The 19,349-nt window shown below is 61.0% G+C and carries 22 protein-coding genes; 11 read left to right on the top strand and 11 right to left on the bottom strand.

Annotated features, from left to right (window positions below):
* Positions 1-194 precede the first annotated feature (194 nt).
* Entirely contained in the window at positions 195-1,361 is a 1,167-nt protein-coding gene (locus tag IB249_RS08480) for a cupin domain-containing carboxymuconolactone decarboxylase family protein (RefSeq protein ID WP_192303525.1), read from the top strand.
* Here IB249_RS08480 and IB249_RS08475 read toward each other — a convergent pair.
* A complete protein-coding gene (locus IB249_RS08475) occupies positions 1,349-2,242 on the bottom strand; it encodes a LysR family transcriptional regulator (RefSeq protein WP_192303524.1) in 894 nt (297 codons plus the stop codon). The genes IB249_RS08480 and IB249_RS08475 overlap by 13 nt on opposite strands.
* 169 nt (positions 2,243-2,411) lie before the next feature.
* Here IB249_RS08475 and IB249_RS08470 point away from each other — a divergent pair, with 169 nt between their 5' ends.
* The 3 genes from IB249_RS08470 (at position 2,412) to IB249_RS08460 (ending at position 3,887) form a co-directional block, all read left to right on the top strand.
* Positions 2,412-3,185 (top strand): ParA family protein, encoded by a 774-nt coding sequence (locus IB249_RS08470; protein WP_192303522.1) that lies wholly within the window; start codon positions 2,412-2,414, stop codon positions 3,183-3,185.
* A 92-nt stretch (positions 3,186-3,277) separates the two neighbouring features.
* Positions 3,278-3,709: a hypothetical protein gene (locus tag IB249_RS08465; protein ID WP_225606883.1), complete on the top strand. Its 432-nt coding sequence runs from the start codon at positions 3,278-3,280 to the stop codon at positions 3,707-3,709.
* Entirely contained in the window at positions 3,693-3,887 is a 195-nt protein-coding gene (locus tag IB249_RS08460; RefSeq protein WP_192303520.1) for a DUF1289 domain-containing protein, read from the top strand. The genes IB249_RS08465 and IB249_RS08460 overlap by 17 nt, the downstream gene beginning before the upstream one ends.
* A 5-nt stretch (positions 3,888-3,892) precedes the next feature.
* On the opposite strand, the gene IB249_RS08455 is transcribed toward IB249_RS08460, so the two are convergent.
* A complete protein-coding gene (locus tag IB249_RS08455; RefSeq protein ID WP_225606882.1) occupies positions 3,893-4,963 on the bottom strand; it encodes a LysR family transcriptional regulator in 1,071 nt (356 codons plus the stop codon).
* Between the two features lie 68 nt (positions 4,964-5,031).
* Here IB249_RS08455 and IB249_RS08450 point away from each other — a divergent pair, with 68 nt between their 5' ends.
* From IB249_RS08450 to IB249_RS08430, 5 genes are read left to right on the top strand one after another with little or no spacing between them, the layout of a single operon-like run.
* A complete protein-coding gene (locus IB249_RS08450; protein ID WP_192303518.1) occupies positions 5,032-6,054 on the top strand; it encodes an asparaginase in 1,023 nt (340 codons plus the stop codon).
* 50 nt (positions 6,055-6,104) lie between these two features.
* Positions 6,105-6,869, top strand: coding sequence for an amino acid ABC transporter ATP-binding protein (locus IB249_RS08445; RefSeq protein ID WP_192303516.1), 765 nt, complete (start codon positions 6,105-6,107; stop codon positions 6,867-6,869).
* A gap of 38 nt (positions 6,870-6,907) precedes the next feature.
* Positions 6,908-7,750, top strand: a complete 843-nt coding sequence (locus tag IB249_RS08440; protein WP_192303514.1) for a glutamate ABC transporter substrate-binding protein — start codon at positions 6,908-6,910, stop codon at positions 7,748-7,750.
* 22 nt (positions 7,751-7,772) lie between these two features.
* Positions 7,773-8,405 carry an amino acid ABC transporter permease gene (locus IB249_RS08435; RefSeq protein WP_192303512.1) on the top strand — a complete coding sequence of 211 codons (633 nt, stop codon included), beginning with the start codon at positions 7,773-7,775 and terminating at the stop codon, positions 8,403-8,405.
* Positions 8,402-9,328, top strand: coding sequence for an amino acid ABC transporter permease (locus tag IB249_RS08430; RefSeq protein WP_192303510.1), 927 nt, complete (start codon positions 8,402-8,404; stop codon positions 9,326-9,328). Before IB249_RS08435 ends, IB249_RS08430 begins: the two co-directional genes overlap by 4 nt.
* Positions 9,329-9,384: 56 nt before the next feature.
* Here IB249_RS08430 and IB249_RS08425 read toward each other — a convergent pair whose 3' ends face one another.
* The 5 genes from IB249_RS08425 to ptsJ form a co-directional block, all read right to left on the bottom strand.
* Positions 9,385-11,784 (bottom strand): TonB-dependent siderophore receptor, encoded by a 2,400-nt coding sequence (locus IB249_RS08425; protein ID WP_225606881.1) that lies wholly within the window; start codon positions 11,782-11,784, stop codon positions 9,385-9,387.
* 128 nt (positions 11,785-11,912) lie between these two features.
* Positions 11,913-12,845: a FecR family protein gene (locus IB249_RS08420; RefSeq protein ID WP_192303506.1), complete on the bottom strand. Its 933-nt coding sequence runs from the start codon at positions 12,843-12,845 to the stop codon at positions 11,913-11,915.
* Positions 12,842-13,339 carry an RNA polymerase sigma factor gene (locus tag IB249_RS08415; protein WP_225606880.1) on the bottom strand — a complete coding sequence of 166 codons (498 nt, stop codon included), beginning with the start codon at positions 13,337-13,339 and terminating at the stop codon, positions 12,842-12,844. Before IB249_RS08415 ends, IB249_RS08420 begins: the two co-directional genes overlap by 4 nt.
* 236 nt (positions 13,340-13,575) lie before the next feature.
* The gene (locus IB249_RS08410; RefSeq protein WP_192303502.1) at positions 13,576-14,292 is read right to left on the bottom strand and encodes a type 1 glutamine amidotransferase; all 717 of its coding nucleotides are present in this window, start codon (positions 14,290-14,292) and stop codon (positions 13,576-13,578) included.
* Positions 14,293-14,322: 30 nt separating this feature from the next.
* Entirely contained in the window at positions 14,323-15,618 is a 1,296-nt protein-coding gene (ptsJ, locus tag IB249_RS08405) for a transcriptional regulator PtsJ (protein WP_225606879.1), read from the bottom strand.
* A gap of 99 nt (positions 15,619-15,717) precedes the next feature.
* On the opposite strand from ptsJ, the gene IB249_RS08400 reads away from it, so the two are divergent.
* Positions 15,718-16,521, top strand: coding sequence for a YggS family pyridoxal phosphate-dependent enzyme (locus IB249_RS08400; RefSeq protein ID WP_192303500.1), 804 nt, complete (start codon positions 15,718-15,720; stop codon positions 16,519-16,521).
* A 37-nt stretch (positions 16,522-16,558) separates the two neighbouring features.
* Complete coding sequence (locus IB249_RS08395; protein ID WP_192303498.1) at positions 16,559-16,798, top strand: cytoplasmic protein; 240 nt, start codon at positions 16,559-16,561, stop codon at positions 16,796-16,798.
* A gap of 22 nt (positions 16,799-16,820) precedes the next feature.
* Here the strand turns inward: IB249_RS08395 and IB249_RS08390 are convergent, their stop codons facing one another.
* The 4 genes from IB249_RS08390 to IB249_RS08375 form a co-directional block, all read right to left on the bottom strand.
* Positions 16,821-17,375 (bottom strand): OsmC family protein, encoded by a 555-nt coding sequence (locus IB249_RS08390; RefSeq protein WP_192303496.1) that lies wholly within the window; start codon positions 17,373-17,375, stop codon positions 16,821-16,823.
* Positions 17,376-17,477: 102 nt separating this feature from the next.
* Positions 17,478-18,101 (bottom strand): DJ-1/PfpI family protein, encoded by a 624-nt coding sequence (locus tag IB249_RS08385; RefSeq protein ID WP_192303494.1) that lies wholly within the window; start codon positions 18,099-18,101, stop codon positions 17,478-17,480.
* 207 nt (positions 18,102-18,308) lie between these two features.
* Entirely contained in the window at positions 18,309-18,917 is a 609-nt protein-coding gene (gene gstA, locus IB249_RS08380) for a glutathione transferase GstA (protein ID WP_192303492.1), read from the bottom strand.
* Position 18,918: 1 nt separating this feature from the next.
* On the bottom strand, positions 18,919-19,164 hold the full coding sequence (locus IB249_RS08375; protein ID WP_225606878.1) for a hypothetical protein: 246 nt from the start codon (positions 19,162-19,164) through the stop codon (positions 18,919-18,921).
* Positions 19,165-19,349: the final 185 nt, after the last annotated feature.

The raw sequence follows: 19,349 nt of genomic DNA, 5'->3' as shown, positions 1-19,349 counted from the left end.
CCTGGCTGCAACCGACGTTGGGTACATGCCTCCTTGAAGGCACCGCGCACGGTCATTTGCAGGGTCAGATTAATGTGTATTTGGTATCAGTGCTATGTGATTGGAGCCGTTTATCCATCAATGATCGAGCAGGTAACTTGCGTCTCTGTGACATCCAATACGCCAGAACACGCTGACTTGAAGGACACCTCCTCATGAAAAACACCTTGATCGGCCTCGCAGTGTGCGCCGCCGCGCCCTTTGCCGAAGCGGCCGGTGCGGGCGCTGCCAATGAACCGCGCCGGGTTGAACAGCAAATCGCCCGGGCGGGTTCGCAGGCTTCGGTGGCGGGCCCTGCGGATTATTTCACCGGACGGGTACGTGTCGATCCGTTGTTTCCCGCCACGCCGAAAATCGATGCCTCGGCCGCCTATGTCAGCTTCGAACCGGGGGCGCGTTCGGCCTGGCATACCCATCCGGCTGGACAGCGGCTGGTGGTGACTTCCGGGACAGGCCTGGTCCAGGAGTGGGGTAAACCGGTGCAGGAAATCCACGTTGGCGACGTGATCGTCTGTCCACCGGGCGTCAAGCATTGGCATGGCGCTGCCCCGGCGAGCGCCATGACCCATCTGGCGGTGACGGGTTCGGTGGAGGGCAAAAATGTGGAGTGGCTGGAGAAGGTCAGCGATGAGCAATACAACGCTCGCGGCACACTGACGCCACCCGCCGCGCCGCCGGTGTCGCCAATGCTGTCCACCCGGCAGCAGGCCATTGTGCTGATGGCTGCGGCCATGGCCACGAGTGACATGCCGGCGCTGAATATTGCATTGAACCAAGGACTGGATGCGGGCCTGAGTGTCAGCGAGGCGAAGGAAGTCCTGGTGCAGTTGTACGCCTACAGCGGTTTTCCACGCAGCCTCAATGCCCTTGGCGAGCTGATGAACGTGGTCGAGGCGCGTCGGCAACACGGCGTGCAGGATGATCCGGGACGTGAACCCGGTCGCGCCATCCCCACCGGCGACGCCCTGTTGGCGGCGGGCAAGGCCAACCAGACACGCATCGCCGGGGCGTCGGTCCAGGGGCCGTTGTTCGATTTTGTGCCGGTGATCAACCAGTACCTGCAGGCGCACCTGTTCGGTGACATTTTCGAGCGCGATAACCTGGACTGGCACAGCCGTGAGCTGGCCACCGTCGCTGCGTTGGCTGTCACTCCGGGGGTGGAGTCACAACTGCGCTCGCACATGGCAGCCAGTCTGCGGGTGGGTTTGACTGCTGCGCAGTTGCGCCAGTTGAGTCAGCTTCTGGCTGATCAGGGCAATGAGGCGGCGGCCAAACGTGCCGGCGAAGCGTTGGATACGGTGCAGGCCAATCAGCCCAAGTAACGCAGGGTTTCGCGCAGCAGCGTGAAGGCCGGTGAACTCTGGCGCCGACTCGGGTAGTAGAGGTGGTAGCCAGAGAACGGTTCGCACCAGTCCTCAAGCACACGAATCAGCCGACCCTGCGCGACCAGTTCCTGCAGCAGGTCCTCGGGCATGTAGGCCAGGCCCAATCCCTGGAGCGCCGCTTCCAGGCGCATGGCGATGTTGTTGAACACCAGTTGTCCTTCGACCCGCACGTTCAACTCCTGGCCGTTTTTTTCAAACTCCCACAGGTAGAGTCCGCCGTAAGTGGGCAAACGCAGGGTGATGCAGTTGTGTGCCATCAGGTCACTGGGGATGACCGGCTGCGGGTATCGGGCGAAATACGCCGGTGAGCCCACCACCGCCATGCGCATGTCAGGGCCGATGCGCAGGGCGATCATGTCCTTGGCCACTTGCTCACCCAAGCGCACGCCGGCGTCGAAGCCCTGCGCCACGATATCGGTAAAGCCGTAGTCGACGATGATTTCGATGTTCAGGTCGGGATGGTCGGGGAGCAATTTCGCCAGCGCTGGATGCAGAACCTTGATTGCCGAATGCTCACCCGCGGTGATGCGCAACTTTCCGGCCGGCTTGTCGCGAAACTCGCTGAGCAATGCCAGCTCCGTGTCGATCTCTTCAAATCGCGGCGCAATGACTTTCAGCAGGTGTTCGCCCGCTTCGGTGGGGGCGACACTGCGGGTGGTGCGGGCGAGCAGCCTGACCCCCAGGCGCTCCTCCAGCTGGCGCATGGCCCGACTCAAGGCCGGTTGCGACATGCCGAGCCGGGCCGCAGCGCGGGTGAAGCTGCGCTCTTGAGCGACCGCCGAGAAAATTGCCAGTTGGTCGTAACTTTCGAGGGTCATTCATGCGCGCCTGTTATGAGCCGGGCGTGATTATGCCAGTTGTGTGGCTAATCCTGTGATTGTCCTGAGGAGGGCTGTCTTATAAGTGCAATAAAAATGTCGCGCAGAAATATTACTGAAATGTTTCATTCCTATGATCGTAGGCGTTTTCTTTCAGGGAAGTTCTCTCATGCGTCGAGTGGTGTTCAATCAAAAAGGGGGCGTTGGCAAATCCAGCATCGCCTGTAATCTCGCGGCGGTCAGCGCTGCCGAAGGCTACAGGACGCTGCTGGTGGATCTCGACCCGCAGGCCAACTCGACCCACTACCTGACCGGGCTGAGCGGCGACGACATTCCCATGGGCATCGCCGATTTCTTCAAGCAAACCCTGTCCAGCGGGCCGGCCAGTAAAAAGAACTTCGTGGCGATCACCGAAACCCGCTATGACAATCTGCACCTGGTCACGGCGAGCCAGGAACTGTGCGACCTGCAGTCCAAGCTCGAGTCCCGATTCAAGATCAACAAGCTGCGCCGCCTGCTGGTCGCGTTGTCCGAAGACTACGAGCGCATTTACATCGACACGCCGCCGTCGCTGAACTTCTACACGATCAGCGCACTGATCGCGGCCAACCGCGTGTTGATCCCGTTCGATTGCGACACGTTTTCCCGCCAGGCGCTGTATAACGTCATCGCGCAAGTGGGCGAGTTGCGGGCGGACCATAACGAGTCGTTGATCGTGGAAGGGGTGGTGGTCAACCAGTTCGTGCCTCGGGCCAGTGTGCACCAGAAGCTGATTGACCAACTGGTGGCCGAAGGCGTCCCGGTGTTGCCGGATTATCTGAGCAGCACGATCAAGATGCGCGAGTCCCATGAAGTGTCGGTGCCCATGATTCACCTGGCACCCCGCCACAAATTGTCCCTGGAATACATCAACCTGTTTTCGGCGTTGGAACGGGCCGGGTGATCATGCCTCGACGTTGATCAAGGCACGGCCTTTTGCTGTTGCCAACCGGTGGAGCCAGTGCGCATGAACCTTACTGTTGAATACCGGACGGCTTGAGTTTCAGCTTGTCTCTTTACAGGGCGAAAAACATTCATATGGCTTCATCGAGACGAAAACATGCCGGCGTGGAGCGTGAGTTGGCGCGTGCTTTGACCATCGCCTGTGAGTTGGCCAAGGGTGAACTCATTGGTTTTGAGTGGCTGACCCATCGGGTCGATTACCAGCGTTTTCCGGAAAGCCTCGTCGTCACCTGGGTGTTCGAGGGTGACCGCAGCATGAATGAGGCGATCGCCCGCCAGGGTGCCGCGAGGATGCATGCGCTCACCCTGGCAGCGTTTGAGGACATTGGCATCACCGTGAAGGATATCGGCCGTCATGTCGAATTCGACTCGCAAGAGCGCTGCGACGCCCTGCACGGTGGTGACTGGACTGCCCGGCTCGATTCACGGCAACGTTCGGGGAGACGGCATGGCCAAGGACATTGAAAACCCCTGTGTCTCGCTGTGCCAATTGAACAGCGAGATGTGCGTGAGCTGCGGGCGCTCCCGGGAGGAGATCCGCAAATGGCGAGGCATGAAGCGTCCGGAAAAGATGGCCGCGGTGCAAAAGGCCACGGCTCGCCTGAAAGCCTTCAGTAAAAAGAAGAGCAAGGGGCAGGGTTGAATTTTTCATGAGCGAGACTTGAAGAGCTCGGGCGGTAGTTCACCGATGCCTTTGAGTCGGTCTTCAAGGAAATCGCGTAGCACCCTGACCTTTGTCGAGTACCGTCGATTGGGCAGGTACGCCATGTAGATCTGATTGCCGGTCAGCGAATTAACGAATCGGTATTCAGGCAACACGATGTGCAATTGCCCACTCAACAGCAGGTCTCGCACCAGCCAGATTTCAAACTCCGCGATGCCCAGGCCGCCGCAGACCGCTTCGAGCAGCAGCTCCGAATTATCCGACTGCAAGTTGCCCTTGGGGAAGATCGAGTGCTTCACCTCATCCCTTGTGAAATACCAGTGGGGGTCGCTGTCGGGGTGCAGGTAGATCAGACAATTGTGTGCACTGAGTTCGGCAGGGTTGGCTGGATGCCCGTTGCGCGCCAGGTAGCCGGGGCTGGCACACAGCAATGAGTCGTTGCGACAGATCGGGTAGGCAACGAGGTTTTCCAAATGGTTTTCGCCTTCATGAATATCGAGGTCGAAGCCGCCCACGATCATGTCGTTGTGGTTATCGGTCAACCGCAGGTCCATCTGGATGCCCGGGTACATCTGCAGGAAAGGCGCGATCAGCGGAGCGAGAAATCGCCTGCCGAAGGCCACCGGCGACACGAGTTTCAACGGGCCGCTGGGTGCAAGGTTGAGATCGCTGACGACACGCAGGGTGTCGTCCAGGTCCGCGATCATCGACAACGCCCTCGCGTGATAGATCTGGCCTGCTTCAGTGAGCGCGACGATGTGCGTGGTGCGATGCAGCAAGGTTGTGCCGAGGGATTTTTCCAGCGTCGTGATCATGCGGGTCAAGGTTGAAGGGGAGACATGCATCTCCCGGGCAGCCGCGGAAAAGGTGCCCAACTCGACCACCTTGACCAGTGCTCTCATGACCCCCAGGTGATCGATACGTGCGGTTTCAGACGTCATGTTGGAAGTGGTTGCCTTTGCGCTCAGTGCAAAACCGAATTCTGTTTCACGATATTCCATCAGTATTTGCCTGAATATAGACTCATTTTCGATCGAAGTGCGCACGTCGTTCATCCAACCGACCACGTCAGCGCCCGAAGGAAAGAACATTCCGGGGCGAGCTTTGGAGTATCGAGATCATCATGGATTTTCCTGCACACGTTCCATTGGCCATTGCCACCCGAAACGAACACGTGGAGCGCATCCACTGGGGATCGGTGGCGGTCGTAGACAACGAAGGCGTGTTGCTGGCCTATGCCGGCGACCCCGGTTCCATGATGTTTTCCCGCTCGACGCTCAAGCCGTTCCAGGCCATTCCGTTCGTTCGCGATGGTGGTGTCGAGCACTTCGGCTTCTGCGACGAGCAAGTGGCCGTGATGTGCGCCAGTCACTCGGGCGAGAGCTCGCACGTCAATGCGGTGAGTGGCATGCTGGCGAAAATCCAGCGCGAATGCACCGACCTGGGGTGTGGGTGCCATCTACCGGATTTCTACACCGTGGACAATCTGCCACCCCAGGGTTTTCACTACGATCAACGCCACCACAACTGTTCCGGCAAGCACAGCGGTTTCCTCGCCTATTGCCGTCTGCATGGTTTGCCCAGCGACACTTACCTGTCTCCCGACCACGCCTTGCAGCGCGACATCCAGCGGGTGGTCGCGGCGCTTTCGGGTGTCGGTGAAAATCAGCTGTGGACCGGAATCGACGGCTGCAATGCGCCGAACCTGGGCATGCCGCTCTCGCGCCTTGCCCTGCTGTGGGCGCGCCTGGCCAGTGCTGACGGTGGGGGCGACGCCAGCCTCGATCCGGTCTTGAAGCGGCTGTTCGATGCCATGCGCAGCCATCCGCAAATGGTCTCGGGGACCGGTCGCGCCGACCTGGGCATTACGCTGTCTTCGAATGGCGACTGGGTTGCGAAAACCGGTGCCGATGGCGTGCAGACGGTCGGCATCCGCAGCCGTGGCCTGGGTGTGGCGGTCAAGGTCAGCGACGGTGATTTCCCCAGCGTGTTCGCGGTGACCATCGCCGTGCTCAAGCAACTGGGGGTGCTGGAGCAGGACGGCGACTATCCAATGCTGGCACCCTGGGCCGACCCGGTATTGAAGAGTTACAACGGTTCCCGTGCCGGCCAATTGAAAGCCACGGTGCAATTGAAGTTCGTCTAGTTCGGAGTGCCTGTCGGGCACGGGTCAGATCTTTAGGGCAGACAGAAACCATGCAATCGGCTCAACCGTTAAATCAACAAACCCCTGCCATTTCACTGCGCGCCGTCAACAAGTTCTTCGGCAGTCAGCAAGTGCTGTTTGATGTTGACCTGGAGGTCCAGCCGGGGGAAGTGGTGGTGATCATCGGTCCGTCCGGCTCTGGAAAATCCACCCTGTGCCGGTGCATCAATCGCCTGGAAACCATCACCGATGGCGATATCTTCCTGCACGGCGAACGCCTGCCGGAAGAGGGTGGCGCACTGGCGAAGATGCGTGCGAAGGTTGGAATGGTCTTCCAGAGTTTCAACCTGTTTTCCCACCGCACCGCGTTGCAGAACGTCGCGATGGGCCCGCGCAAAGTCCTCGGCATGCGCGGCGCTGAGGCCGACGCATGGGCGTTGCAGCTGCTCGATCAGGTCGGTTTGGGGCACAAGGGCAAGTCGTATCCTGCGGAGTTGTCCGGTGGCCAGCAGCAGCGTGTGGCGCTGGCCCGCTCATTGGCGATGAAGCCCAGCGTGATGCTGTTCGACGAACCCACCTCGGCCCTTGACCCGGAGATGGTCAACGAGGTGCTCAAGGTCATGGTCGACCTGGCCCGCACCGGGATGACCATGGTGGTCGTCACCCATGAGATGGGCTTCGCGCGCTCTGCTGCCGATCGCATCATTTTCATGGATGCCGGCCGGATCGTCGAAAGCGCACCGCCCGAGACATTTTTCAGCGCCCCTCGTTCGGAGCGCGCCCGCGAGTTTCTGTCCAAGGTCCTTGCACACTGATTCACTCAATAACATCACAAGAACAAGAGATAACCATCATGCGCTCAAACCGAATCGTTTCCCTCGGCGTCTCCCTCCTGGCTTCCTGCCTTTTTGCCTCGTTCGCCTCGGCCGCCACCGTTGAGCAGTTCCCGGCCGATTCAACCATGGCCAAGATTCAGAAGCGCGGCAAGCTGGTGGTCGGCAGTTCGCTCAATACCCTGATGTTTTCGTCGCGCAACCCCATGACCGGGGATGTCGAAGGTTTCGAGGCTGACCTGGCGCGAATGCTGGCGAAGAAGCTCACCGGGTCCGAAGACAACATCGAATGGGTCAGCACCACGCCGGAAAACCGCATTCCTCTGGTGGAGAACAAGCGCGTCGACATGGTCATCGCCACCATGACCGTGACCGATGAGCGCAAAAAGGTCATCGGCTTTGCCGGCCCGTACTACCTCGCCGGCCAGGATTCGCTGGTTCGTGCGGACGATGATTCGATCAGGAAGACCGCCGACCTGGATGGCAAGACGGTCTGCGTCCTGAGCGGCACCACCGTGGAACGCAACCTCAAGCCGTTGGCGCCGACGGCCAGGATCGTGACGTTCAGCGATGCCTCGGCTTGCGTCGAGGGGCTGATCGACAAGCGTTTCGACGCGTACGTCGACGACGGTGCGACGCTGGTCGGTGAGTCCATGCGTCAACCCGGAAAAATGCGCGTGGTCGGGGCACCGTTCACCGAGGAGCCGTACGGAATTGCGGTGATCAAGGAGGATACGGTGTGGCGTGACTGGCTCAACAGCCAGTTGAGCGCCTCCATCGAGAATGGCCAGTGGAAGGAAATGTACGGCAAGGACCTGCAAGAGGGGCTGGGCGCGCCACAGGTGCCAGTGATCGAACAGTAAAAGATCGGCTGAGGCGAACCTGATGTCTTATATCGAACGCTTCCTGGGGGGCATTGCGGTCAGCGTTCAGTTGACCCTGCTGTCCTTCGCCATTGCGATCGTTCTCGGGCTGCTCCTGGCAATCATGAGGGTGAGCCCATGGCCACCCTTTCGCTGGTTTGCCAGCAGTTACGTAGAACTCATGCGGATGATGCCGCTGCTGGCGTTGTTGCTGCTGTTCACTTTCGGCCTGCCGAAGCTCGGCTTCATGTATTCGCTGTTCACCTCCACGGTCCTGGTCCTGGGGTTGTACAGCGCGGCCTGGATCTGCGAGGTGGTACGGGCAGGCATCAACACCGTGCCCATCGGCCAGATCGAAGCCGCACGCAGCATCGGCATGCGTTTCGACCAGATACTGGGCGAAGTGGTCTTGCCACAGGCCGTGCAGTCGGTGATTGCGCCCCTGGGCAACCTGTTCATCATCCAGATCAAAGCGTCGGCCATCGGCGCCGCGATCGGGGTGGCGGATATCACCTACACCGCGCAAAAAATCAACTTCGACACCGCCCTGGCGGTGCCGACATTCCTCGGTGCAATGGCGGCCTATTTCCTGCTGACCCTGCCTGCGGGTCTGTTTTTCCGCTTCCTTGAGCAAAAAATGGCGGTGCTGCGATGAGCGCGGATAACCTGCTTTACGAGCCGCCGGGTCCGCTGGCCAGGCGGCGTAACCGGATCATCTCGGTGGTGGGCGTGGTCCTGCTGTTCGGCTTTGCGTATGCGGTCGGGCATCGCCTGGAAGCGAGTGGTCAGTTCGATGCCCATCGCTGGAAAATCTTCCTGCATCCCGGCACCTTGAAGTTCCTGTTTGACGGCCTGATGGCGACCTTGCTGGCGGCGGTGATCAGCACGGTCCTGGCCTTCAGCCTTGCCGTGCCCCTGGCGCTGGCGCGGTTGTCGAACCGGCTCTGGGTGCGCACGCTGGCGGCGGGCTACATCGGTTGTTTCCGTGCGGTCCCGCTGCTGTTGCTGATCCTGTTCACCGTCATCCTGCTGCCTTCGATCGGGTTGCACTGGTCGGCCCTGGGCTACCTGATTTTCGGCATGGTGCTGCATCACAGCGCGATGACGGCGGAAATTGTGCGCGCAGGCATTCTTTCGTTGGGACGGGGGCAGAAGGAGGCCGCGCTGTCCATCGGCATGCGCGATCATCAGGCGATGGTGTGGGTGGTATTGCCCCAGGCATTGAAGCTGATGTTGCCAGCCCTGGTCAGTGCCGTCCTGGCGATCGTCCAGGACACGTCGCTGGGGTACATCATTCCCTACGAGGAATTACTGCGCCGTTCACAGCAGATATCCAGCTTCGCACCGCAGTCGCTGCTGCAATCGGCGTTCATCGTCACTGTGATGTACGGGTTTGTCAGCGCACTGTTGCTGGCTTTGCGGCGTTGGATCGAACGTCGTCAGGCCTATGATTCGCGCAGCCGGAAAAAGCAGGCGCAGGTCACGGAGGTCAATCTCGGCGGGGCGGTTGAGGTGACACCGGCGATGCAGTCGGTGTTGCGCCCGACATCCGAACGGGTGCCAGGCAGGGACCAATAGCCTGCTGTGCCCGTGATGGAAGAACCCTGTGAGGGGTTCTCCCATTGCGCGGTGCTTCAGAAGCTGTATTTCAGCCCCAGCGATGCGTTGCGCGGTGTGCCGTAGTAGCTGCTGCCGGCGGTGCTGGTGTAGTACGACTTGTCGAAAACGTTGTTCAGATTGACGGTGGCGCTCAACTGGCGGGTGATTGGATACCGTGCCATCAGGTCGACCACGGCGTAGTCGTCCTGGGTGAAGCGCACGCGATTCAAACCCTGGTTGTTGCTGTAGATCCTGCTCTGCCAGTTGGCGCCGGCGCCGACGGTCAACCCGTTGCCGATATCGCGCAGGGTGTAGGTGGTGAACAGCTTGAAGGTGTTCTGCGGCACGTTGGTGTTGAGCTTCTTGCCCTCGGCGTCCTGCACGATGTTGCGGCTGAAGCTGGCGCTGGCCTGCCAGTCGGTGGCCAGTTCGCCGCTCAGTTCCACTTCGAACCCACGGGTCTTGGTGCCGGATTCGGCGCGATAGGCGAAGCCGCCGCCGGTGACCGGGACGTTGGGCTCGATCAGCACGGCCAGGTTGTCCTGCTTGACTTCGTACACCGCCAGACCGAAGTTCAGGCGGTCGTCGAAGAACGATGCCTTGCTGCCCAGCTCGTAGCTTTCGCCTTCCAGTGGGTCGATGTATTGGCCGTTGATGTCCTTGTTGCTCTGGGGTTTGAAGATGCTCGTGTAGCTGGCGTACACCGACCAGTTCTGATCGAGATCATAGACCACGCCGGCAAATGGCGTGACCACTCCGGTCTCGCTGCGGCGTTCGTCGGTGTCTGGCGAGCCGTCGTAGTATTCGGTCTTGACGGTGTTTTTCCAGTCGTTGACCCGGGCGCCGAGGATCACCGACAGTTCGTTGCTCAGGCGCAGGCGCGTGCTGCCGTAGGTCGCGGCCTGATCTTCCTTGTGGTCCGCACGCCCGGTGGCGGGCATGGGAGGTATGCCCGGGAAGTCGCCGTTCCACTCATAGATGTTGGAGATGGCACCGCTCCAGCCGTCGAAGCGCCACAGGGGAAAATTGCTGGAGCGATATTGGGTGTGCTGGCGGGTATAGCCCAGCACGGCGTCATGTTCCAGGCCCCACAGGTCGAAGCTGCCGGAGAGGTTGAAGTCGGCACTGGTTTGCACCGGTTTGGCAGCCCAGCGTCCGGCCCACAGGTTGACCCCGGCACCGGTGGCCGGGTCGGGGTTGCCACCGGCGGCGTAGCCGAGCACCTCATCGTATTCGTAGCGGTCGCGGTTGAGTGTCAACTTGGCTTTCCAGCGTTCCGTGAGGTTGTGCTCGAGCGTGGCGAAGCCGCTGGTGAAATGGCGGTTGGAGTAGGCCCAGCTGGCCGCCGCCGAATCCGATCGGGACCATTTGGCACGCGAGCCGTCGCTGTTGAACAGCGGGCGACCGCCACGGGCGTGGTCGTCGGCGTCGTGGGTCTGCGAGTCCATGCCGAAGGTCAGCAGCGTGTCGGGCGTGAGGTCGGCTTCGATGATCCCGTAGAACACCTTCTTGCGCTCGTTGAAGCGGTCGATGTACGACTCGTTATCCTGATAGGCGCCGACCACTCGGCCGCGCAGGGTGCCGCTGTCGTTCAAGGGGCCGCTGACGTCGACTTCATCGCGTCGGTAGTTCCAGGAGCCCGCGGCCACCGATACGCTGCTCTGGAAGTCGGCGGTGGGGCGCTTGCGGATCAGGTTGACCGTGGCGCCCGGTGTGCCTGTGCCATTGGTCAGACCGGTGGCACCACGGATGATCTCGACACGGTCGTACAACGCCATGTCGCTGCTCTGCGCGACGGAGTTGTAACCGCTGTCCAGACGCTGCAAGCCATCGACCTGATAGTTCTCCACCACGAAACCGCGCGAGTAGATCAGGCTGGAGTCCGAGCCGGCGTTGCCCCCCTGATTGACGCTCAGGCCCGGTGCCTGCTTGACCACGTCCAGCAACTGGGTGAGGTTCTGGTCTTCCATGCGCTGGTGGGTCATGACGCTCACCGACTGTGGTGTCTCGCGAATCGACAGCGGCAGTTTGGTGGCGGTGGCCGTCAACCCGGTGGTGTAGGAGCCGGTGTTTTCGGTGGTGGCCCCGAGGGCGAAGCCGTTGATGTTGGTGGCGCCCAGCTCCATTGCAGCGCTGCCGGTTTCAAGCACGATCAGCGTATTGCCGCTTTGCTGGTACGTCAGTCCGCTGCCCGCGAGCAGGCGCAGGAGTGCGCTTTGCGCGTCCATCGTGCCGCTCAAGGCCGGAGCCTGGCGGCCCTGAACCAGGCGGCTGTCGACCGCAATCGTCACGCCCGCGACCTCGCCCAGTTGCCGCAGGGAAACGGCCAGTGGTTGGGCGGGCAGGTCAAGATTCACAGGGGCGGCGAGGGTATGGGTCGCCAATGTCATGGCCACGATGGCCGACAGGGCCCGCAGCGTTACTTGCATGTGCATGCACATCATCCTTCTTGTGTTGGATAGCTCCTTTGTCTAACGCTCGAAGCCGGGTTTACCCTGATGTTGTGATTGCGAATTATTTGCGATGCCGACGAGCGGTCGCTATTGCCCGGTATTCGTGAAGGCTATAGGGGCTGAATGACCGTGGTGCCCGATTCTTCGCGAAGACGAACCGGCAACACCTTGGGAAGCGAGTGGAGGAAACCGTCGATATCGCTGAGCTGCACCACCGCACTGATGCGCGGGCTCTTGCCGTTGGCGGCACGCACCGGGGCCTGCCGATACCGCGACAGGGTGGCGGCGACCTCGGTCAGGTCGGCTTGATCGAACACCAGGCTGCCGTCCTGGAAACTGAAGGCATCGCCGGCGGCACGGGACAGGCGTTGCAGGCGTCCGTCGGCGCTGACCTCCGCCACATGTCCGGCCTCCAGCATCAGGCGCTCGCCGGGACGGGAGAGGCTGTCGACCTGCACCGTGCCATGATCGACACTGATGCGCAGTCGGTCAGGCAGGCGGTTGACCACGAAACGCGTACCCAGGACGCGAACCTGGGCCAGGCCGCTGTCGATCACGAAGGGGCGCTCGGGCTGGCGCGCCACGGAGAAGATCGCCTCACCGCGCAGCAGTTCGACCTGGCGCACTGTGCTGTCGAAACGCAGGTGCAGGTGGGTATCGGCATCGAGCGAAAGTTCGCTGCCGTCACGCAGGTGCTGCACCTGTCGTTCGCCGATGCGGGTGTGCAGATCGAGCTCCACCGGACCGTACCGGTGGACGTGCCAGGTGAACAGGCCGCCCAACACCAGCAACACGGCGAGCCCGCCGCTCTGTATCAGGCGGCGACGCTGGCGCCGGCGATCAAGTTCCATTGCCTGGGCCAGCGCCTCGATGTGTCGCACCGAGGCGAAATCGCCCCACAGCTCGGCCAGTTCACGATACTCGGTCAGGTGCAGCGGGTTTTCGGCCAACCAGGCCTCGAACTGCGGGCGTTCCGGGTGGTCGTCGGCGCCGTTGTACAGGCGCGCGAACCACAGCGCCGCCTGTTCGCGGGCGGTGCTCATCGACGCAGCAATTCGCGGGCGTTGCGCATGTCGACCAGGGCCCTGGCCATGTGGCGTTCGACCATGTTCACGCTGATGTCCAACTGCTCGGCGATTTCTTTCTGCGAGCAGCCCTCGATGCGCGCCAGCCAGAAGACCTCGCGGCAGCGCGCAGGCAGGCAGTCGAGAATACGTTGCAGGGCGGTCAGCCGTTGCTGGATGTCCAGCAAGTGTTCGGCGGACGGGGCAAAGTGCGTGTCATCGTTTTGTTCGTGGTAATCGGGCAGGGGCTGAAAACGGGCGTTGCGGCGGAAATGGTCGATCAACACCGACTGGGCCACCTGCCTGAGGTAGGCATTGGGCTGCGTCACCGGCTGCGCAGGGCGGGCAAGGGCAAAACGGATAAGCGCGTCGTGCAATACGTCATAGGCGCGCTGCACGCAGCGGGTTTGCCGGCTGAGACTGAGCAACAGATCGCTGTAGGCCCAGCGCAGGTCGATGTCCTGCCAGTTCAATGACGGGGTCCGGGGAGCAACGCGATGAAGGAGACAAACGACATGGTCGGGCTTCTCTGGCAGGCGAGCGGATAAATCGCGGCGGAAGCTTAAATAAATGTCTCTCGTCTGTAAATGATAGCAATTGCTATTTGAGTGCGAATCCCAACAAGGCGGCATTTTACCGTGACCACGACGCAGCCCCTGTAGGAGCGAGCATGCTCGCTCCTACAGGGGCTGCGGTGTTTTCAAGTTGCTCATCGTTTGTGTTCCAGAACGAGGGCATCCAGAAACCCGAACAGCTTTTGGTTCATCTCGTCGTAATCACTCGCCCGCAACGCCTCGGCCTGCTGCACGAACCGTCGATCAGCCAGCTTCAGCAGATCGTCTGCGGAGGCCTCGATGAGCAACTCGACGACCTCACGGGTGAACTCCATATGACACTGGAAACCGTACACCCCTTGGCCGTACCGGATGATCTGGCGCGGACAGCCTTCGCTGGCAGCGAGGACTTGCGCGTCGGCGGTCAGCCCGGGCATGTCGTTGTGCCAATGGCCGACCTCGAGCGTATCGCCGAAGTGCGCAAGCTTTGCGTCGGCTTTGCCGGCAGCGGTCAGGGTGATCGGGTAGCTGCCGATTTCCGGTTCCGGGCTGTGTTCGCAGTGTGCGCCCAATGCCTCACCGAGCAGTTGAGCGCCCAGGCACACGCCCACGATTGGCTTGTTGGCGGCCACGGCTTTGGCGATCAGTGCACATTCGGCGGCGGCATCGAAGTGCGGGCATTCTTCCGGGGTTGTCGATGGACCCTGAGGACCGCCCATCACGACCAGCAGATCGATGTCGTCCAGGGTTTGCGGCAGCTCATCGTAAAGATAGACGCGGGAATAGCTGGCTTGATGGCCGCGGCTCTCGACCCAGGTCTCGTAAGCGCCTGGCGATTCGAAAGCCTCGTGTACCACAAAATGTACGTTCATTTTTTCCTCGCTGAACTCTTGGTTAAAACGTCAGAGGCAAGCCTTCAGATCGCGGGCAAAGGCCTTTGCCTGATCCGTCTGAAGGTGCGACACGGTGACCCGAATGGCCCTGGATTCGCCGTCCACATCAAAGGCCGTCCCCAGGCGAACCAGCCAGCCTTTTTTCGCCAGTTCGTAGGCGACATCCTTCGCGTCCCCGGGCAGGGCAATCCACACATTGAAGCCGCCCTCCGGTGGGGTTACGGCGATGCCCACCTGCGCAAGTTCGTCGCACAGTTCCTGGCGCAGGCGCGCGTATCCCAGCCGCGCCTCATTCATCCGGGCGAGGGCGTCGCTCGACGTCAAGCCTGTGATGACTGCGGCCTGGAGAATGTGGCTGACCCAGCACGTACCGGACGTGAGCCGGGTGCGCAGGCGTTCTGCTGTCACGGTGTCACAACCGACGAATGCCACGCGCAGGTCCGGTCCGAGCCCCTTGGACACCGAGCGCACGAGCGCCCAGCGCTGGGTGCCGGGCGGGATGATCGAGTGATAGGGCGTTTCGTCCAGCAAACCGAAATGATCGTCAACGATCAGCGCCACATCCGGATACCTGGTCAGGACTTTCTGCAATTGTTGCGCGCGCTTCTTCGTCAGGCTGCAACCCGTCGGATTTTGCGCCCGAGGGGTGATCAGCACAGCCCTTGCACCTTTGGCGAGCGATGCCTCCAGAGAAGCCGGCGTCATGCCCTGTTGGTCAATCTCGACGCCGAATGTGCGCATGCCGGCAAGGCGCAGTGCATTGAGGCTACCGAGAAAACCGGGGTCTTCAATGGCGACGGCATCGCCGTGGACCAGCAGCGCGGCGGCCAGGCGTTCGATGGCGTCGACTGCGCCGTGGGTCAGTTCAAGGCTCCAGGGCGCGGGGCAATCGGGGCCGAGCGACTTCTCCCCCAGCAGCCGCAGTTCGGGAAGAATCGTGTCGTCGCCGTAGAGATAAGGACGAGCCAGTGAGCCCGCCAGGAGCGACGCGACCGAGGGCAGCCACGCAGGATTGGGGTTGCCGTCTGCCAGATCGATCAGCGCGGTGCCGCTGCTGAAGCCCTCCTGCTCGCCCGCACGAGGGGCTTGGCAGATAGTCGTGCCATGCCGTCCCTGAGTGATGGCAATTCCGGCCGTCACCAGGCGCTGATAGGCCGACGCGACCGTGTTGCGATTCACGTTGATCTCCAACGCCAGCTCGCGCACCGGTGGCAACGACGCCCCGGGGGCCAGTTCGCCGCTGTGCACCAGGGCACGAACGCAGTCGGCGATCTCTTGCGCCGATTTTCCTTTGATTTTGATCATTGTCCTATGCCAATATAAATTTAGACACAGACAAAGCATATCGGAGATCACCGTGCTTGGAAACGAGCCAGTGATCCGAAGCCCACAGGAGAAGCAGCCATGAGCGAACACAGCGCCAATCCACCCACCCAGACCCGCCATGACCAGCATGGCTTGTGGCCAATCGCCGAGACCGTCGAGGACTTCCGGCGCAACCTGGCCACCGTCAATGCCCGGATCGAGGCGGCTTGCGCCCGTGTCGGCCGCCCCCTGAACAGCGTGCGCCTGCTGCCAGTCAGCAAAACGGTCGAAGAGTCGCGCATTCGCCTGGCGCACCAAGCGGGTTGTGTATTGCTGGGCGAGAACAAGGTGCAGGAAGCGAGCCGCAAATGGCAGGCCATGAGCGACCTCCAATCGCTGCGCTGGTCAGTCATCGGCCACCTGCAAACCAACAAGGCCAAGGTCGTGGCGCAATTCGCCAGTGAATTCCAGGCGCTGGACAGTTTGCGCCTCGCACGCGCGCTCGATCGGCACCTGCAGGACGCCGGCAGGTCGCTCGACGTTTTCGTTCAGGTCAATACGTCTGGCGAACACAGCAAGTACGGGCTGCGGCCTGAAGATGTTCCGGCGTTCCTTGGCGAACTGCCAGCGTTTTCCGCGCTCCGCGTGCGTGGGTTGATGACCCTGGCCGTGCTTTCGGCAGAACCTGAGCGCGTCCGGGCTTGCTTCAGCCTGCTGCGCGAGTTGCGCGATCAGCTGCGTCAGGATGCGCCCGCAGGTATCGAGCTCGATGAGCTGTCGATGGGGATGTCGGGCGACTACGAAATTGCCATCGAGGAAGGCGCCACTGTGGTCCGTGTGGGGCAGGCGATCTTCGGTGCTCGCAGCACGCCTGATTCTCTCTATTGGCCCTCGGCAACCTGAAGAATCAACACCACCCACCCATACAGGCAGGCCTCGAATGCAAACCCACAGACTGATCATCCGGCAATACGGCAAACTGCTCGGCCACTTCGATTCCAACACTGCAAACGCGTCGAGCGCGGCTCGCGAGGTCGCGTCCCGTTTCCCGGCAGCCGAAGGCTTCGAGCTGGAGCTTCTGGTGGCCGAACATGAGCGGCGGCTGCTGGAAAGCGGGCCTGAGGGTATTCGGTTGGTGAGCAGCCAACCGGTTTTTGTGAGGCGCGCGCTGGAGGGGTGAGCCCGTCTTCCTGCGAGGGAGTCTAGCCGCCAATCACTTCCAGTTTTGGCACCACGTGAATCGCCTTGGTGAAGTTGGCAAGGTTCACCGAGGTGCGGGTCGCGACACGGTGCAGTTCTTCAACCTGCTCTTTGGGCGCATCGGTGTGCAGGCGCACCACCAGGCTGACTTCGTCATAGCCAGGGTTGACGCTGTCATCCAGACCCAGGAAACCGCGCAGGTCGAGCTCGCCGCTGGTTTCGATTTCCAGGCGGTGGATAGTGATACCCATCAGCGAGGCATTCGCCGCATAGCCGACCGACAGGCAGGCATTCAAAGCCGCCATCAACAGTTCCTGAGGATTGGGCGCCGTGTTCTTGCCCAGCAGTTCCACCGGCTCGTCAGCCTCGATTTCAAAGTGGCGGTCGTAGTCGTTGCCACTCAAGTGGTAACGGGACACGGTTGCGACGCTGCGGGTCTGGTGCTCCCAACGGGTTATCACATTGAAGCGGGCGAAGCGCCTGGATGGATCTTCCACGATGCTTTGGGCGAAATCTTTGAGGGCCGTGACATCGATGCCATTGATCAGTTGGGTCATGTGCTTGTTTCCTTGGGGGTGAACAGTGGGCGACACGCTCCCGTCAATCGAACAGGCATCGATTGTCGGGAGGGTGGTCAGCGTTGTGAAAATTCGAGGGCGTTATTCCACTTGCGCGGTGTGGTACCACTGGGCATCCGGCGTGGGGAAACGCATGACTTTACGAATGGTGAGCGCGTTGCTTTTACTGGTGAGCATTTCAACCAGCAGAAAAGCGACTTCCGATGCGGTGCCCGGTCCGCTGGAGGTAATGACATTGCCGTCGCGCACCATCGGCCGGTCGATGAACTCGGCACCGGTCTCCACCAGTTGTTGTTTGCGGCGTCCGCCGACCTGGTGGTAGATCGTTGCCTTGCGGTTGTTCAGCACGCCCGCGCGACCCAGGCTCAGTGACGAAACGCACACGCTGGCGACCAGCTTTTCGGCGTTGATGAAGTGCTTGATGGTGTCCAGATAGGGTTGGCTCAACGCCTCGTCGTAAAAACCGCTGGGCTCGAATCCACCCGGAAGCGCCAGGGCATCGAATTCGTCGAGGTCCAGATCGGCCAACAGTTTGTTCGGGCGAATGATGACATCGAAGGTCGAAGTGATTTCCGGCCGCAGTCCTGCCATGACCAGCTGGATGTTTTCCTCACCCAGCAAATCGGCCCAACCGAGGATGTCGGTGAAGGCGGCCATCTCCATGGGCTCGATGCCATTGGCGAGGAGCATCAGGACTTTTTTCACATTCATATCCCCGTTGATTGCACGATAGATTCGCGTCAGGCGTACGCTGACAATGGCTGTGATGGTTGAACGTTTGGGCGCTGGAAACAATGCCTCCCCAAGGCAATGGACAATTCCATTTGCTGGAATAACGGCCCAGGCCACGGGCCTGCCGGGTTGTGTGAACGATGCGCTGCGCAGTGTGGGTGCGCAGCACATGTCTGAGGCTTAGTCGATCAGCCCTTCGGCGATGAGGGAGTCGCGAACGCTCGGCCGCCGCTCCATCCTGGCCATGAACTGCTGGATCGAGGCGTAGCCGCTGATGTCCAGGTTTACCCGTGGTGGCCACGACAGGACGTTGTAGAGGTAGGCGTCGGCCACCGAAAACTCATCGCCGAGCACGTAGTTGTTGGCTGAGAGGTGCTCATCGATGTATTCGAATTTACTGAACAAGCTGCCTTTGGCGTACTGGCTTTTGGACGGTGCATCAATCAGCGATGAAAACATCACCGCCATGCCTTTGTGCAAATCGGAGGCAACGAAGTTCAGCCACTCCAATGCCTTGTAACGGGCTTTGGTACCAAACGCCGGCAGCAGTTTGTACTGCGGATAGGCATCTGCGATCCATTGCACAATCACCGCACCTTCGGTCATCAGGTCGCCGTCATCGAGTTTCAGGGCGGGCACGAATCCTTTCGGATTGACCTTGTAGTAATCACCCTCAGGCGTGGTTTTCGTGGCGAAATCAACCTTGACCAGGTCGAAGGGTTGTTGTGCTTCGCGCAGGGCGATTTGTGAGGCCAGCCCGCAGGAGCCGGGAGAGTAGTACAGTTTCATGTCAGATTTTCTCTTGGGTCAGTGAATCGAAATCGGATGCATCATGGCGTTCGCGCAGGTTTTCCCCCGGTGCCCCGGACGTGCGATTGACCACTCGGCCGCGAGCGACCGCAGGCCGTGCGGCCAGGGTCTCGTGCCAACGAAGAAGGTGGGTGTATTGCTCTACCGCGAGGAACTCGTGGGTCCCGTAAACGCCGTAAAGGCTGGAGGTGTACGGTCGCGCGGTCGTCCAGGAGGGCAGTGCCAACGGTGACCGCGGCGATGGCAACGGCGAGGGCTGCCAGGTGTGACTTCTTGATAGGATTCATGAGGGCATGCCTGGTGAAGTGGTAGGACTTCAGTCTGGGCACGGCGGTCATGGACATCTAGACACGAATCTGGCTAATTTTATTGCCTCATTTGGAATTATGTCCGGGCGACCCATCGGCGCGT

It is taken from the genome of Pseudomonas sp. PDM04 (assembly GCF_014851765.1).
In the GTDB taxonomy this organism is placed as follows: domain Bacteria; phylum Pseudomonadota; class Gammaproteobacteria; order Pseudomonadales; family Pseudomonadaceae; genus Aquipseudomonas.
The sequence above is the reverse complement of the archived record's forward strand: the minus strand, read 5'-3'. Positions and strand labels throughout refer to the sequence as shown.

What these genes read in the sequence shown, in the direction of transcription:
- IB249_RS08480 (WP_192303525.1), top strand. Translation starts at nt 195, where the DNA reads ATGAAAAACACCTTGATCGGCCTCGCAGTGTGCGCCGCCGCGCCCTTT.
- IB249_RS08475 (WP_192303524.1), bottom strand. Translation starts at nt 2,242, where the DNA reads ATGACCCTCGAAAGTTACGACCAACTGGCAATTTTCTCGGCGGTCGCT.
- IB249_RS08470 (WP_192303522.1), top strand. Translation starts at nt 2,412, where the DNA reads ATGCGTCGAGTGGTGTTCAATCAAAAAGGGGGCGTTGGCAAATCCAGC.
- IB249_RS08460 (WP_192303520.1), top strand. Translation starts at nt 3,693, where the DNA reads ATGGCCAAGGACATTGAAAACCCCTGTGTCTCGCTGTGCCAATTGAAC.
- IB249_RS08455 (WP_225606882.1), bottom strand. Translation starts at nt 4,963, where the DNA reads ATGAACGACGTGCGCACTTCGATCGAAAATGAGTCTATATTCAGGCAA.
- IB249_RS08450 (WP_192303518.1), top strand. Translation starts at nt 5,032, where the DNA reads ATGGATTTTCCTGCACACGTTCCATTGGCCATTGCCACCCGAAACGAA.
- IB249_RS08445 (WP_192303516.1), top strand. Translation starts at nt 6,105, where the DNA reads ATGCAATCGGCTCAACCGTTAAATCAACAAACCCCTGCCATTTCACTG.
- IB249_RS08440 (WP_192303514.1), top strand. Translation starts at nt 6,908, where the DNA reads ATGCGCTCAAACCGAATCGTTTCCCTCGGCGTCTCCCTCCTGGCTTCC.
- IB249_RS08435 (WP_192303512.1), top strand. Translation starts at nt 7,773, where the DNA reads ATGTCTTATATCGAACGCTTCCTGGGGGGCATTGCGGTCAGCGTTCAG.
- IB249_RS08430 (WP_192303510.1), top strand. Translation starts at nt 8,402, where the DNA reads ATGAGCGCGGATAACCTGCTTTACGAGCCGCCGGGTCCGCTGGCCAGG.
- IB249_RS08425 (WP_225606881.1), bottom strand. Translation starts at nt 11,784, where the DNA reads ATGCACATGCAAGTAACGCTGCGGGCCCTGTCGGCCATCGTGGCCATG.
- IB249_RS08420 (WP_192303506.1), bottom strand. Translation starts at nt 12,845, where the DNA reads ATGAGCACCGCCCGCGAACAGGCGGCGCTGTGGTTCGCGCGCCTGTAC.
- IB249_RS08410 (WP_192303502.1), bottom strand. Translation starts at nt 14,292, where the DNA reads ATGAACGTACATTTTGTGGTACACGAGGCTTTCGAATCGCCAGGCGCT.
- ptsJ (WP_225606879.1), bottom strand. Translation starts at nt 15,618, where the DNA reads ATGATCAAAATCAAAGGAAAATCGGCGCAAGAGATCGCCGACTGCGTT.
- IB249_RS08400 (WP_192303500.1), top strand. Translation starts at nt 15,718, where the DNA reads ATGAGCGAACACAGCGCCAATCCACCCACCCAGACCCGCCATGACCAG.
- IB249_RS08395 (WP_192303498.1), top strand. Translation starts at nt 16,559, where the DNA reads ATGCAAACCCACAGACTGATCATCCGGCAATACGGCAAACTGCTCGGC.
- IB249_RS08390 (WP_192303496.1), bottom strand. Translation starts at nt 17,375, where the DNA reads ATGACCCAACTGATCAATGGCATCGATGTCACGGCCCTCAAAGATTTC.
- gstA (WP_192303492.1), bottom strand. Translation starts at nt 18,917, where the DNA reads ATGAAACTGTACTACTCTCCCGGCTCCTGCGGGCTGGCCTCACAAATC.